We start from the raw sequence: 13,789 nt of genomic DNA on the forward strand, positions 1-13,789 counted from the left end.
GACATTCGAAGAAGCTTAATTAGGTTAAATAGACGGCTACAGTAAAAACTCTAGGGCATAGAAATAGGAGTATATTTCCCTATAGGGAAATTCCATTTTGTTAAATAGCTAGTATAGCTACACCATTTATCATAGCTAGATAATTTAACTTCTAGTCCCATTTCATCTTTCTCACAGCGATATACAGCCCAAGCCATATTCGCAGACTTATCAACCTTTAATTCAACGAGTTTTGCTTCACTAAAACAGTTTTTTAGAGGAACATTTAAAAGTCCATTTCCTGATTGATCTGGATGAAACATATTAAGTTTTTCAGCTTCTAATAGTTCTTCTTTTAATTCAGGGTATTCAGAAGTTGAAAAATTGGTAGGAAAACAATTTCTTCCAGGCCCACCATTCGGTGAACTTTTCATTCTGTTTCCCCAATCGAGAACAAATTCTTTTGGATATAACTCGGATTTTTTCTCATCCCAAAAATAACTAGCTGTAACGGCTACAAGCCCAAAACCTAATACTAACAGGAACATTTTCACTTATTGTCACCTTGTTCTTATACTTTTAAATTTCCCTAAAATCAATATAATACACCCTCTGCAAAAATCTTGAAATTTTGCATTGAGCATCAATATTTTATATGAAACCATGATAGGGTTCAGCGCACTATCATGGTTTCCTTTTTTTCCAAAAAGAAAAGGGGATAATAAATTATCCCCTTCAGTTGTTAAGAACGCTTAGAAGTTGTAGCGAATACCAAGTGAGTAGTCATGTGATACTAAATCAGCGGTAGTTTTAAATTTAACACTTTCATCAACAGTTTTATTAAACTCAAACTCCCCAGCGTCTACATAGCGATAACCTAAATCAAGAGCAACATTTTCTGTCACTTTGTACGCTACACCAAGACCTGCTGCCCAAGTGAAACTATTGTCTGTATCTGATAGATTTTGATCTGTAGAATCAAATAGTTGTGTTGTGTTTTTAATGCGTGTTACACCTACACCAGCACTTACATAAGGAGTAAATTTTGATGCATTTTTAAAATCGTAGTAACCATTAAGCATTAAAGATTGGCTACGTAGTTCTTTTAGGAAAGGGCTTTCTTCATTTATAGATTCAGATTCATCGCCAAATTGAATTCTACTAATATCAGGATTAAATGTATCTTTGTCTTTGTATGTGTATTCTAATTCAGCACGAGCATTGATATTGCTGATATTGCTGAAATCAAAACCGACAGCAGCAGAGATATTTGGGTAGATGGTTTTATCATCATCTTTATTATGTAATGTTTCTTTGAAATCAACGTCATTAAATGTGATTTGATCTTTACTATTGTCAAATTTTGTATCGCTGATGCCCGCTTTAAGTGATGTATAGAAGCCGTTGTCAGCATAAGCTAAGCTAGAAAATGAAATAGCAGTTATAAGTAGAAGTCGTTTCATCGTGTATCTCCATCGTTATTATTATGTTGATAATATCGCATTATTTTTGTACTTCTATTGCATTTTGTTACATGTTTAGGCTCATTGTTCTAAATTTTTGTGATTTTTTTAATAATTTTGAACTAGTGAGAGGTGAAAAGTAGAGTGGTATGGGCTGTACTATTTTTATTTCAAACTTGTTCAAGAGCTTGGGTTTTCAGGTTCAATTGAAGCCATTAAGGAAGTCTTAATTGGTGATAGCTTTATTGCAAAAAGTAAAAATTATGATTAGTGATTGATCTGTTGTTAATAATATGTAAATTTTGTGTACATGTTATGTTACATCAGATGTCTTTTCTTATTTATAATTACGCCGTCAACAAAGGGTTGATAGATAGGGACGTAATTATTATGGACATGGCAAATAATATTTTTTTCAAACACTCACAAATCTTTGCTGTAGGTCTGCTGACCATAGCATTAGTTGGATGCGCAACCACACCGACTAAACCATTGCTGGGAACTAACCAGACATTGACAGCAGATGGTCAAATCCAATCAAAACAAGGGGATTATGTTGTCCGTATTAGTAAAATGGAGACTACCTCAACTCATTATAAAGAAATTGCAAGATATGGTTTGCCTGTTCGAGTGACTGTCGCTAATCTAAGTAAGAAAAAGCTCACATTTGGACCAGGAAAAGTACAGCTTATTAAAAATGGAAAGCCTATCACTGCTTTAACCACAACATCACTCTATGATATTCAGAAAAAGAAAGATCGTAACGATGCAATCTTAGCTGGTGCAATGGGTGCGCTTGCTTTTGGTGTTGGTGTAGTAGGAGCTTTATCGGGAGATACATCATTGGCCCAATCTACACAGCAGCAAATGGTAGATAGTATTAATTTGACTTCTAATAACTATAATCAGTCAATTAAATACACAGCCGATACTATGAATGCATTAACTCAACAAGTGACTTCTTCTGTACTCAATACAACTGAGTTAAAGCCAAAGCAAGTGGTTGATGGTTTAGTGTTTTTTGAAAAAGTGAAAACAAGTGACCCAATTACCGTCGTTGTTCAAACGGCAGGCGTAGAACATAAAGCTGTTTTCCAGAAGTAAACAATATGTTTTTTAAATTTAAAAACTTAAATTACAAGCAACTTAGTGTTATTTTTAAGTCAGCCCTGACACTTGCAGCGGTGCTATATATTGGTCAGCAAACTTTTGCTTCTGAAGATGATATTGATGCTTTACTTAATCAGGCACAAAAAAATGGTGATCTGCGTCTAAATAAGGCGAATAAAGAGGCTAGAATACAATTTGACGCGGCTAATGCCAGTTATAGTGAATATAGTAAGCAAATTATTGATCAGTCGATAAATAATATGTCAAATACATATGGTTATTCGGGATTAACTGATTCAAATAATTCTAAGAGAATAAGCACGCTTAAAAACCTTGAGTTTACTCAGAAAATGGTAGACAGTACCAGTTGCAGTGGAACTTATAGCCAACTTGCGCCTGTGATAAAAAATTATCAAGATTCAGGGCTTCAAGAAATGCGCAATAGTGTTTTAAATACAGATGTTGCTGATTTAATCCGACAAGCAAAAGCTCAGGTGGGCAATAAGGCCAAAGCAATAGAGTTGTCGAAAATGCAGGCAACGGAACATGATAATGTGGCTGCAGATGCTGCACAATCATCCTCAGAAACATGGGGAGGTCCTGGTGAAGATCTTGTTGCTAAGTTGAACGGAGTTCGACTTCCTTTGAATATTCAATGCAATAATTCGCTACCTTATATGGGAATTTGTGCATCTGTGGTTAATCAGTGGGGAAGTGTCGCTTCAAAGTTTACCGCAGAAATATTGAGAAAATGCTGGTAATGAGTTTTGTATGAAATCACTTTTGAAAGTGGATAAAGCGCCGTGAGGCGCTTTATTTGTCTTTAACGTTACTACCCAGTAAAACAACGTTCTTTGGTTCGACTCAATATTCCGTAAAGACTTTTTTTGTTGGTTGCTTATGTTATTGATAATAGCTTATTAGACTAGCCACGTTTTCTTAGTTTGGCTATCTACATATTCCCAAGCACTTCGTAGACCCCGATCTTGGAATTTAAGAATAAGCGTTTGTTCTGTAATTAATTCTGTGACGTGGTTTTGGAAAGCAACAATGACCTGAGCAAAAATCTCATGATTTTCATTCTGATAGAAATTGATGTTGAGTGGTTGGTTTTCTATAAAATAACAATTATCAGGTAAGAAAACCATTTGTTTAGCTGTGTTTACCGCTTCTAAGCGGTCTTTTTCTGAAAAGAATACATCGAAATTCATAGCTTTGAACCTCTATTATTGCCCCTCGTTCTATTTTAGATTTATAACTGGTTAATGCAAATCTCATCACAAATATTAATTAATATGCAACATAATTTATCTTTATTTTGATGTTGAGGGCGAGATAGTTATTTTCAGTACATGGGGCTTATTTAAGACAAAATTCCTATGAGCAATTTGAAGTAAAAGTCAAAAAAGCTGTAGAGAAATGATGCTCTAAATTATTGATTTTATTGGGTCTAGTTTAGTAAGAAAGTGACTAAAATACGTTCAAAAATAAGCAATGAAATTGTTATATTCTAAAGGCTTATGTCGGGTTTTGACTTCATCTTGACATCGTAAATGTCTCCAGTTCGAGTCCGGATATGCCTACCATATATTTATCAAAGGTTTATAAGCAAAAACAGTAGTTTATAGGCCTTTTTTAATGTCTGCTTGGTGCAGTGCTTGCTTTACTTGCTGTATTTAATATCGCAAAGAAAGCTCGTTTTGTGTCATCATTGTGTAAGTTTTCGGCCTTTTTTGCACTATTTTTGATTTCATTCTGCACTTAGAGATTTGCACTTATTTTGCACTAAAAAAGAGAACGTGTTCTAACGTTCTCTTTTGATATTGCCTAAATTCAAGGCACATATAAAAGGTGATTGCCATCAACGCTACCACTAGGAACTCCATTAGTGATGTCTGGTTCAGAAGTATAATAAGCAATGGTATAAACTAATTTCTCATTGTTTGGTCTATCAATGCTACGCATTGAGAATGGGATCTCAATTACAATGTTACCCACAGTATCAGTAGCACCACGTAGGACTTGGATCTGTACTTCTACATAATCAGCTGTTGGTAATTCAACAGTTTGTTTACCAACTGCTATAGTGATATATAAATCAGTATTAGCTGCTAGTAAATTGCGATGGTAGTGCGGAATACTCATCACTGGACTTTCAAATGTAGCTAAATGGTTTAGTTCCAAATATTGATTATTTGAACTAACGTAATAGAACCATTCATAGTTTGGATAGATGCTGTAGTCTTCGAGTACTTCAGTGCTGTCATCCTGAGTAAAATTGGAGAAGTCAACAACAGAGGTATAGCCCACAGGACTAAAGCGTTTCACCCGATCCTCTACAAACAAACCAATTGTAGCTTGTCCCATATGAGAAGTACTGATTCGAAGTCCCCAGTCCAACTCTACATAGCCTCCATTTTCAATAGTGATGAGAGACTTTAACGTTGCAGCGCGAACTGCTGAGTTGTGGTTAATGATTAGCTCTTCGTGTGTTTTAACGCCACTTGAATTGAAATATCTAGCGGTAATATGTAGTACATAGATGTCATCTAAAACACAGTTAAGCAGAAATGTGCCATAAGCACGAAATGGTTTAAATGTCAGCGTACCATAACCGCTTTTACCCCATTTCCAATTAGATCCAATCACATAATCATATATACCATCCTCACCATTCCAGCCAAGAACCTTATGTTCATTTATGGTTGAAGTGGTTAAAAATGCATTCATTTTTAAATGCACACCAAATGTTGAAGCCAGTAGATATTGAGGATGTGGATTTGTTGCATCCTTATGTTGTTGGATGTTTGACATTACATAGTTAATCGCTTGATCTAACGATGTTTTAGTTGCAAGTAAATTACGTAGTTGAGTAAGACTATTTTCAACTGCTTCAGATAAAGCTAATAAGTCAGCATCTGTCGCTAGCAATCCATAGAGTTGAGCATTGTTATTTGGATCTAGTTGAATGCCGTGCAATTCAAGAAGGTTGGATAATTCTTCTTGGATGACATTCAACCATGTTGGTGTTATATATGTGGCATCTTGTCCTGATAAATCAGCGTTGTCATGAAAACCATTCTTGTCAATACCATTTACATCTGGACGAGCGTTTACGCTATCAATTCGTCTCATGATAGTTCCTTAAATTCTTAATGTTTTATTGAGTTCAAATTGGGAGAGCAGATCAGACAGCTTAACAAACTGCTTGGCAGGATCCGTGTTAAACAGGCTTTTGACTACATTCTCGCGGTACGCTTCAGCCAGTAAAGATACGCCTTGGTCCGTGCTGAGTGTGTTAGATAGAATTTTTTGGGCGATGGTGCTGAATGAGATGTACTGTTCTGGCAGACTAGCATTAGGGTTGTAGTTAGGGTTACTGTACCTTCTAAAGTTGTATTGCCAAACAGGATAATTAGGTGCTTTAATCCGACAACCATAGTTGAACGCATCGCTTAGATACCCTTCTGATACTGACACAAATGGGCCTATTGCTGAGTAGTTCGTATTTGCATAGTTGAGTGCTATAGTACAATCGTGCTCAACATGGTTGGATAACCCATTAAATTTCCAATAATATGCTAATGCTGGATCTAAAGGGTTGGTAATACTAGACATGTTTATATACGTAATCTGATTGTTTGCCTCATCAATCACCCAATTCGTTACCCCAGTCAATTGATTGGCCGCGTCTTTGATTGCTTGCCACTGCTGCATATCAGTATCATGAAAAGAACGCACTAAAGCAGTGATTAAGTCAAAATCAGCATAACTGTCATAAAAATCGCGTTGATTAGTTTTATATGCGGTATAGTGAATATTATCACTATTCAATTCATAACCTGAATTAAGAATCCACTCACCCCATGGCATATCGACGACCCATTCAATCCGTAAATAACCAGGCAAATAATTTTCAATAATACAGCTCATATCAGCGGTCATAGGATATTGCAGTCTCAATAGAACTTTGTAACGTAAACGCTCTGTATTTACTGGAGAGTTACAAGGGGCTGTACACAGCATTGGACGGTGCTTAACAACATCGACTAAAGTGACACCAAAAATCGCTAAAATCTGTTCAAGATACTCACGATTCATCACATTACGGCGCTGCCGAATCCATCTTAAAACGCTAATGCGCTCTTCAATCGTTTGACTACCTGGCACCATACATTGCATCGGTAAGCCGTATTCTCGCTCGTAATCAGCTAATAGATCGACTGGAATTGTTTCCAAAACTTGAAGCAGGCGATGTGCATCAATATCGGCTTGTGCCAAGGCTTTAGCATGGGCGTAAATATCATCTGCAACATGGGTCATTTCAGCCGTGTCATATACACCTTCAGGTAAAAGCTGTCGTAAAACAGATGCATAAAGCTCAGCGGTTTGTTCTAAGCTCATAAGGCATATCTCACATCAAGATTGCCTAAACGAAGCCAATAGGTGTGCATCCAGTTGACCACGGGTACTACATTACTAGGCGGTGTGAGCACTACATCAGAAACGCCCAAAACATTCATAATTCGGGCATTTAAAACAGATTCCTGATATGTCTGTGCTGGACCAAGTTCTGCAAAATATTCTCGAATAATGCTGCGAACTTCTTCTAGATCCACGCCAGCACCTGTCACTGTCGCAGTCACATCTACAAGTTGAAGTGTAGGGGAGTAAATACGGCAATCAGCCCAAAAGCCAGCGGTTGCATCAAGGACAAGTTGAGCCGCTGAAATCAATGCAGGACTAGGTAAGGCAGGAGGGTTGCCCGCAGCAGTAATAGCCACATCCATTGAACCAAGCCCACGACGTTTTGGGTAAACATAAACATGCTTTACGCCAGGTACTTCTTTCAGATCGGTTTCAATGTCGAACGGCCTATCACGATGCGAACCCAAACGCTTCCGCGTTAAAATACGCTCACGCCATAGTTCTACATCTTCAACATCCGTACCACCACCAATAGAAACGACATCCGCAGTCCCACGTAAGCCCGCTGGAGGACTTACCCAGATCATCTGATCGCCACTAAAGTTCCAAGCAGCACCCATTTGATCTGCTTCAACTGAAACAACGGTCTCTTGATTTGCACCCAATAGAACGGCATGAGTTACGGTATAAAAATGGCCTTTACCATCAGTTATTTTTTGATTTCCTGACAGGGTGACTTCAACGTTAGAAATGGCCTTTACTGAACCTGAAGCTCGACCACTTGGAGCACGTGGCACATCCACTTCTTCAGCATGAATATATAAATAGGCCTCATCAGCAGTTTGTGCAAAAAGTTGACGCTGAATGTAGTTCTGATGTTGATATAGGCCTTCAACAACTGAGGCTGTTCCATCTGCACGTATTGAAGCATCAGAATCAGCCGTAATACTCAAGCCTTTACGATTACGGATTTCTTGAACAATGATCTGATGAACTTGATAGAAGTTAAGGATCGGGAACATTTAGACACCTACAGGAACAAAATAGTGAATGACTTGTGATTGGCCTGTGAGCTTGACTAAATTAATGCTTAGATCAATCCGACCTGATTCACTGCGACGTGCACTGACTTCGATAGAACGAAAACGACTCGGAACCAAATGCTGAAGTGCTTGTTCAGCATATTGGCGGGCTAAAACTTTATTGCGTTCCACATCTTTGGAACGACGTAATTTAAATAGATAACTACCCTGATCAGGACGGGCAAAATGCTTACCACGGTGCTGGTATAGACAGATTAAAACACTTTGGATTTCATCCTGAGTAAAAGCCTGATCCAAGCTGGCTAACTCATAGTCTTTTTTAGAAAAATCAATCTTTGCCATACTGACCTCACATTCCCTTATTCGGGCCAGATGAACTACCGTGGACATGCCCGTTGTATGTGTCACGTATTTGTTGCATGGTTCCTTTGTGGTCCTGAACCTGACCGTCTGCTTTAATGTCTTGGGTTGATTCAATATTGCCGTCCACCAATAAGTCGCCTTTAATGTGCGTGCCATCTTCTTTGAGCCAAACTGAATGCCCAAATTGGTCATAAATACAGGTTTCACCTGTAGCAACATCAACCACAATTGCACCGCCTTTTGTGGCAACGATAACGGCTTTAGATGTTTTGCCTTGCTGAGGGATGAGCACAACTTTCACTTCTTCAGGGATGTAAGATGCAAAACCTACGTGCTGAATAACCTCAACATCTTCCAGCACTTCATCGGTGTAACCTTCCAATTGAACCGAACTGGAACCGCCACGGGATACGAGACCTAAAAAGGCTTGTCGGATCTGACCAAGGCCTTTATTGACTTGCTTTTGAATCGCATCAATCATTTACGCGTCTCCTTGTGCAGTAAAGGCTGAGCCCAGTCGCCCTGGCGTTGCATTCTGACTTGAGTCAACATGCCTGCACTACGAGACAACGTGAATGTGCATCCCATAACTGCCCATTTGGCTGTAGCACGTGTAATCCGATTACTTTCAAAATTCACATAAAAACCAGTTGACCAAGCACGTCCGTCCACCTCCCAGCCTTGCACAGAAGAAGAAAGGCGATAGGCTTGAAGATCATTATCTTTTTTGATTTTATCGATGGTAGTAGTGGCTTCAGCTTGTGTTTCTATATCGGCCATCGTGACAATTTTTAAGCGATTGTGTGCCTTAGAGTTGGATTTAAACGACGCACTCAAGTTTTTGGCATTGCCATCTTGACCCAGCAATTTAATCTCTGAGTATTCGTTAGATCCGTCTTCAGTGTATTCAGCACTTAAGGCATTATTGTTGTTATCAGGCTTATTCAAACGTAGGGCAGTCGCCACTTTATAGGCATTGATAAATGGATCACCAATTGACAAAGTACTGTCAGGTTCAAGCCAAACATGCTGTCCAGTCACAGCTGCCGCTTTAACAATTGCGTCCCAAATATTCTCTTCGGGTTCAACACTCACTTTATTTTTTAGCCAGGCATTGTTTTGAATATTTGTCCCTTTGAAGAGGCCTTTTAAATCACCACCCATCACATATTTATTGACCAATTCATCAAGGGTCATTTGGCGGCCATTAAAAATAGGTACTGAACAATCGATCAATTGGCCTGCCAAGTCCCGACCTGAAATAGAAAGGGCATAACCAGAACGGTCTACCTTTTCTTGGACTTGATCGGCTACTGAAGTGAGCAACAGTTCATTGCCATAATAAAGTTGTACTTTTGCACCTTTTCTAACGCCAGCAGGCAATACATGATCTTGTTCATCAAATAGAGAAAATGACCAGGCATCCGCAGGCGTATCAATAGCACTGTCAATTGAAGCCATATCCCATGTATTTATCTCAAGGCCAGCAATAATCAGACGTACTTTTTTATCGCGCATAAACTGAGACCTCCATGCCTTTTAAAAGGAGGGCAGGGTTTTCAATATCCTGATTTAGGCGACGGATTTCAGCTGCACGTGTCATATCTTCATAAAGATAATGTGCTAACCAATGGAAGGTACAAGGCACAGGGATGACCATCGTAATAATCGGAGGACGAACTTCTATGAGCTCTTGAATCTGTAAATGGATTTGATCAGCGATGTGCTTGTAATTTTGTATCAATGAGACAGCTTCTAGATCGAGGCTGCCATATTCACGCTCAGCCTGAATAGCGGCTTGAATCTTTTCACGTGTACTCGCACGAACTTTGGCAAGATCCATCGGAGTCATGCTGATTTGATTCTGTTGTGTTGTTGGGTCTTGTACTGGCTTACCTTGTAGCTCCAGCATCTCATCACGTGTTTTTTGAATGACTTGCTGAGTAATACCAACAACGGAAGCTACTTGTGTTGCACGCCAAAGTTGTTTTAACTCTTTTGGATTGGAGGTTACATCAAAAATATGATCAAAACGCTCAACACGTTTGATGACATCACGCCATTGAGATAAAGCTGAAATTGAAAAATCAAAATTAACTAGACGACTAATATCATCCACAAGGCCAGTCGCCCAGGCATCTGGGCTTAGAATATCGATACTGGTTGCTTTGGCTAAATTCAGACCAGTTCTAACGCTTTGCAACGCATCTCTAACGTCTTTTACAACGCTATAAAATTGTTCAGGTTGTAGCGCTTTTAGTTTTTCTAAAGTCTTTTTGAATTGATTGGCTGGTGATTCAATCACATCTAAAGCAGTCAATTCTGTGGTGGTTTGAACTGGAATAAAAAGCTCACGCTTTTCAGTTTTGGCCACTAAAAAGTTAATGCTGAAGCTACAAAAGTCGGGACTGTCAGCGTCTTCGTTCACGCTATGATCAAGTAAGTCATTTAAAAGCGTTATACGATTTTCATCTACTTGTGCTTGTTCATTAACGCCCTTAATCAGACCCTCTGCATCCTGTTGTAATTTCTTGAGTACTTCTACAGATAAATTTTCAGTTTCAGCTTTTGGCGTATATTGCTTTGGATCTAACTCAATCAACTTGGCTTCTACCAATTCAAATAAAGGCTGAACATGTTCCCGCTCAAGATAACCATTTGCAGAGAATGAGTAGCGCAGTGATAAAACAGATTCAACTTTTACACATTCATTGATCTGAGTGGTGAATGAATCAACAATTTTCACTGGATCCGTTTCTATTTCATCACCCAGCTTTTCACTTGAAACTTGAGCCGGTTCAAGTTGTTCCACTGGAGACTCACTCTTTTTACGAGGTGCTTTTTTAGGTTTAGTAGTCGGTTTCATGAATGTATGAAAATCAACGACCTTTATAACCAGTTCGTTTTCAATGCCTAGCAAACTTTGAAAGGCTTTAGCTTGCAATTCAGCATTGGTTAGATCTCGTTGTACAGAACCATTTTTACCGCCAATACCAGCTCTTCGTATTCAGGAATAAACTGACCTTTTACAATGCTGCCAGTATTGCCAATTAGAAAAATGTCTTGTCCTTCCTCTAACTCATCAAGCGTGTAAGGTTTCAAGAAAGTGAAACTATTAATTGTGATTTCATCAATCTTGATGCAAAACTCATAACCCGATTTAGCAAAAACAGTGGCAGGGAACTGGTCCAAATCATCAAACTCAGTGAGCTCGCCCGCAAAGCGATTGAGCAAATAGATAAGATGGTAGGGGATTTGGGATGACGGCTGCAGTAACGATTATGCAAGCAGTAGATTGGACACGTTTTGATTTGGAGGGTTGGTTGCATCAGTTTGGAGCTTGGATGAATTCAGTCTCTGGGATATGTGTAAAATGTGTAAATCCAATTGCGGTTGCAATGGATCAGGCTGTAGTCAAACAGAAAATTCAAAAGCTGTCGGATGAACAAAGGGAGAAGATTATTGCAGGCCATTTTCTTTCGGCTACTAAACCAAAACTCATGCGCTCAAAAACAACTTGTTTAATTGATGACAATGAAGCACGAGCTGTGCAGCGCTTAATTCTAGATATGCAAGGGTAGTCTGAAATATTGGATGAATGCTATTATTTGTCGATATTTCTATGGGAGTTCATGGTCAGTTATGGCCACAGAAGAGCGAACCCAGATGAATGCGCGAATGGATGTTAAATGTGGTTTAGCAGCGTTGCATGCGCGTTATAGTTATATATCAATAAGAATTAAATAACACTTTGTTAAATTTTAAATTAATGCATTAGAATTGTGTGAAAATAATCAATGAATTAACCACATGATTTCTAATGCTAAAAGATTTTTTAATAATGCTAATTGGGTTCTACCTTTCGGTTTAAGTATATTTATAGTTCGCAAATGGTAAAGGCTGAACTTGTGGAGTTATCTCAAGCGAAGCATAGTTCTGATAGGATTGAGCAACTTACTCACCAGAAGCCAATGATTTGTATCGTGATTCAAATGTTCTTGTGAGGTCTACTCAGAATGAGGATTCTACGGTAATTGTAAAACCAGAGGATTATGCAAAACTAAAAATAAAACCAATTTTCTCTGATTCAAGAGTTGTTTATCTTGCTAAAGATGATGTTTATTCCGAAATAAAAGACTTCCCAAATAATATTTCCATGTATACAACAATGATGCGATTGTCTTGAATAATTACAATGAAAAACCGTATGAGAATAGTTGGAAAGTTTCTTGCTCAATAGACTCAATTACTGATGAGAAGTAATGTGTTATGGGTAAGTTTGTATTAGGTATTATTAAGTCTTCTAAAAGTGGAACAATGCTAACTGTTTCTTCAGACATTAAAAAATTAAATTTATATAAGTTCTCATACATAAGGATTGATAAGAATCAACACCATAAAACGAAAGGAATATTTGGCAAAATTCTATAACTAAAATAATTAACCAAATGAGAGTTGGGGAAACCGAATATGCGAGATTTAATGAGTGGGATGGAGAGGAATACGAGGAGGTTATATCTTTGAGGGGCTTCTCGGTTGCTTATGATCTGATGGGTAAAAGGTATGGCAGACTGAAATAGTTTTCCCTTTGAGTGTTGAGCCTGATCAAGGTGTATGGCATATTTCTGTTATAGTGGACGAAGTTATAGTAATTCACTTAGTTACCGTAAAAGTTCATCATTTGATGGGCTTTTTTGTTGCTGAATAATTCCATTTGGTAAGTTTTAAAAGTAAAACCAAAAGCCATATATTTAAATTTATGTGATTAAACTTACAAAATATATACATTATAACGATCGTTAAAAACATGAATAATGATAATATTCTCTCGTTTTTACGATTCTCCACTTTAACTGGGTTATCCAGTTTCATCCTGCACCTTCCCCAAGTTGCAGGTTTTTTTTGTCTAAATATTCAATATGCGCGGATATTAATTGAGAGTGGTGTTAAATGTTCCAATTATTGAAATGCTTATTTGGCTTACACGGTGTGATGGAGATTCATCATTGTAAAGATGGTGAGTTAAAGGTTTACAGAAATTGTCTTAAAGTGAAAGAAGTTAAATAAATTAGCCGAACAGATTACGGCACATGAAACCCCGCGCAATATGCATTATTGGCGAGGTTTTTCTTTTCTTATTGAATGGTGTTAAGAAAAAGGATCCTTTTTTATTTTCTTAAATTCTAGGGATACTAAAAGCAAAGCAATTGCTAACAACACTCCAATACCCAAAAAGAATATGTCTTTTGAGTAAACCCATAACCCAAGACAAGCAAGGATTAAGGTGATCAAGCAAACCATAATTATTATACATAAGGCCCTATTCATGAGATTTACCTCACACTAAAATCCAATTTTATATACATTATCATAATATTAATTAACTGTAATTAAACAAAAAAT

General features: G+C 37.9%; 12 protein-coding genes and 2 pseudogenes. 3 read left to right on the top strand and 11 right to left on the bottom strand.

Annotated features, from left to right (window positions below):
- Nucleotides 1-50: 50 nt before the first annotated feature.
- Nucleotides 51-527 carry a hypothetical protein gene (locus AC0KVP_RS07130; RefSeq protein ID WP_473340451.1) on the bottom strand — a complete coding sequence of 159 codons (477 nt, stop codon included), beginning with the start codon at nucleotides 525-527 and terminating at the stop codon, nucleotides 51-53.
- Between the two features lie 204 nt (nucleotides 528-731).
- A complete protein-coding gene (locus AC0KVP_RS07135) occupies nucleotides 732-1,442 on the bottom strand; it encodes an outer membrane protein (protein WP_473339935.1) in 711 nt (236 codons plus the stop codon).
- 390 nt (nucleotides 1,443-1,832) lie between these two features.
- On the opposite strand from AC0KVP_RS07135, the gene AC0KVP_RS07140 reads away from it, so the two are divergent.
- The gene (locus tag AC0KVP_RS07140; protein ID WP_473339937.1) at nucleotides 1,833-2,546 is read left to right on the top strand and encodes a hypothetical protein; all 714 of its coding nucleotides are present in this window, start codon (nucleotides 1,833-1,835) and stop codon (nucleotides 2,544-2,546) included.
- 5 nt (nucleotides 2,547-2,551) lie between these two features.
- A complete protein-coding gene (locus AC0KVP_RS07145; protein WP_473339939.1) occupies nucleotides 2,552-3,313 on the top strand; it encodes a hypothetical protein in 762 nt (253 codons plus the stop codon).
- A 159-nt stretch (nucleotides 3,314-3,472) separates the two neighbouring features.
- On the opposite strand, the gene AC0KVP_RS07150 is transcribed toward AC0KVP_RS07145, so the two are convergent.
- The 9 genes and pseudogenes from AC0KVP_RS07150 to AC0KVP_RS07190 all read right to left on the bottom strand — a co-directional run bounded on the left by AC0KVP_RS07150 (nucleotide 3,473) and on the right by AC0KVP_RS07190 (nucleotide 11,620).
- Nucleotides 3,473-3,763, bottom strand: coding sequence for a hypothetical protein (locus AC0KVP_RS07150; RefSeq protein ID WP_473339941.1), 291 nt, complete (start codon nucleotides 3,761-3,763; stop codon nucleotides 3,473-3,475).
- A gap of 622 nt (nucleotides 3,764-4,385) precedes the next feature.
- Nucleotides 4,386-5,687, bottom strand: coding sequence for a hypothetical protein (locus tag AC0KVP_RS07155; RefSeq protein WP_473339943.1), 1,302 nt, complete (start codon nucleotides 5,685-5,687; stop codon nucleotides 4,386-4,388).
- 750 nt (nucleotides 5,688-6,437) lie between these two features.
- Nucleotides 6,438-6,956, bottom strand: a pseudogene (locus tag AC0KVP_RS07160) (hypothetical protein); the annotation flags it as partial.
- The gene (locus AC0KVP_RS07165; protein WP_473339945.1) at nucleotides 6,953-8,002 is read right to left on the bottom strand and encodes a baseplate J/gp47 family protein; all 1,050 of its coding nucleotides are present in this window, start codon (nucleotides 8,000-8,002) and stop codon (nucleotides 6,953-6,955) included. The pseudogene AC0KVP_RS07160 and the gene AC0KVP_RS07165, both read right to left, overlap by 4 nt.
- Nucleotides 8,003-8,365 (bottom strand): phage GP46 family protein, encoded by a 363-nt coding sequence (locus tag AC0KVP_RS07170; RefSeq protein ID WP_473339947.1) that lies wholly within the window; start codon nucleotides 8,363-8,365, stop codon nucleotides 8,003-8,005. It abuts the gene before it with no gap.
- A gap of 7 nt (nucleotides 8,366-8,372) precedes the next feature.
- Nucleotides 8,373-8,867: a phage baseplate assembly protein domain-containing protein gene (locus AC0KVP_RS07175; protein WP_473339950.1), complete on the bottom strand. Its 495-nt coding sequence runs from the start codon at nucleotides 8,865-8,867 to the stop codon at nucleotides 8,373-8,375.
- Nucleotides 8,864-9,904 carry a phage baseplate assembly protein gene (locus tag AC0KVP_RS07180; protein ID WP_473339953.1) on the bottom strand — a complete coding sequence of 347 codons (1,041 nt, stop codon included), beginning with the start codon at nucleotides 9,902-9,904 and terminating at the stop codon, nucleotides 8,864-8,866. The genes AC0KVP_RS07175 and AC0KVP_RS07180 overlap by 4 nt, the downstream gene beginning before the upstream one ends.
- Complete coding sequence (locus AC0KVP_RS07185) at nucleotides 9,894-11,252, bottom strand: multidrug DMT transporter (protein ID WP_473339955.1); 1,359 nt, start codon at nucleotides 11,250-11,252, stop codon at nucleotides 9,894-9,896. The genes AC0KVP_RS07180 and AC0KVP_RS07185 overlap by 11 nt, the downstream gene beginning before the upstream one ends.
- Nucleotides 11,253-11,341: 89 nt before the next feature.
- A complete protein-coding gene (locus tag AC0KVP_RS07190; RefSeq protein WP_473339957.1) occupies nucleotides 11,342-11,620 on the bottom strand; it encodes a hypothetical protein in 279 nt (92 codons plus the stop codon).
- Between the two features lie 26 nt (nucleotides 11,621-11,646).
- Between AC0KVP_RS07190 and AC0KVP_RS07195 the strand changes: the two are divergent.
- A pseudogene (locus tag AC0KVP_RS07195) lies at nucleotides 11,647-12,133 on the top strand (hypothetical protein).
- The last annotated feature ends 1,656 nt before the right edge of the window (nucleotides 12,134-13,789 follow it).

This window comes from Acinetobacter sp. DL27, assembly GCF_055810995.1.

Coding starts and splice junctions, on each gene's coding strand:
- AC0KVP_RS07130 (WP_473340451.1), bottom strand. CDS start 527: ATGTTCCTGTTAGTATTAGGTTTTGGGCTTGTAGCCGTTACAGCTAGT.
- AC0KVP_RS07135 (WP_473339935.1), bottom strand. CDS start 1,442: ATGAAACGACTTCTACTTATAACTGCTATTTCATTTTCTAGCTTAGCT.
- AC0KVP_RS07140 (WP_473339937.1), top strand. CDS start 1,833: ATGGACATGGCAAATAATATTTTTTTCAAACACTCACAAATCTTTGCT.
- AC0KVP_RS07145 (WP_473339939.1), top strand. CDS start 2,552: ATGTTTTTTAAATTTAAAAACTTAAATTACAAGCAACTTAGTGTTATT.
- AC0KVP_RS07150 (WP_473339941.1), bottom strand. CDS start 3,763: ATGAATTTCGATGTATTCTTTTCAGAAAAAGACCGCTTAGAAGCGGTA.
- AC0KVP_RS07155 (WP_473339943.1), bottom strand. CDS start 5,687: ATGAGACGAATTGATAGCGTAAACGCTCGTCCAGATGTAAATGGTATT.
- AC0KVP_RS07165 (WP_473339945.1), bottom strand. CDS start 8,002: ATGTTCCCGATCCTTAACTTCTATCAAGTTCATCAGATCATTGTTCAA.
- AC0KVP_RS07170 (WP_473339947.1), bottom strand. CDS start 8,365: ATGGCAAAGATTGATTTTTCTAAAAAAGACTATGAGTTAGCCAGCTTG.
- AC0KVP_RS07175 (WP_473339950.1), bottom strand. CDS start 8,867: ATGATTGATGCGATTCAAAAGCAAGTCAATAAAGGCCTTGGTCAGATC.
- AC0KVP_RS07180 (WP_473339953.1), bottom strand. CDS start 9,904: ATGCGCGATAAAAAAGTACGTCTGATTATTGCTGGCCTTGAGATAAAT.
- AC0KVP_RS07185 (WP_473339955.1), bottom strand. CDS start 11,252: ATGAAACCGACTACTAAACCTAAAAAAGCACCTCGTAAAAAGAGTGAG.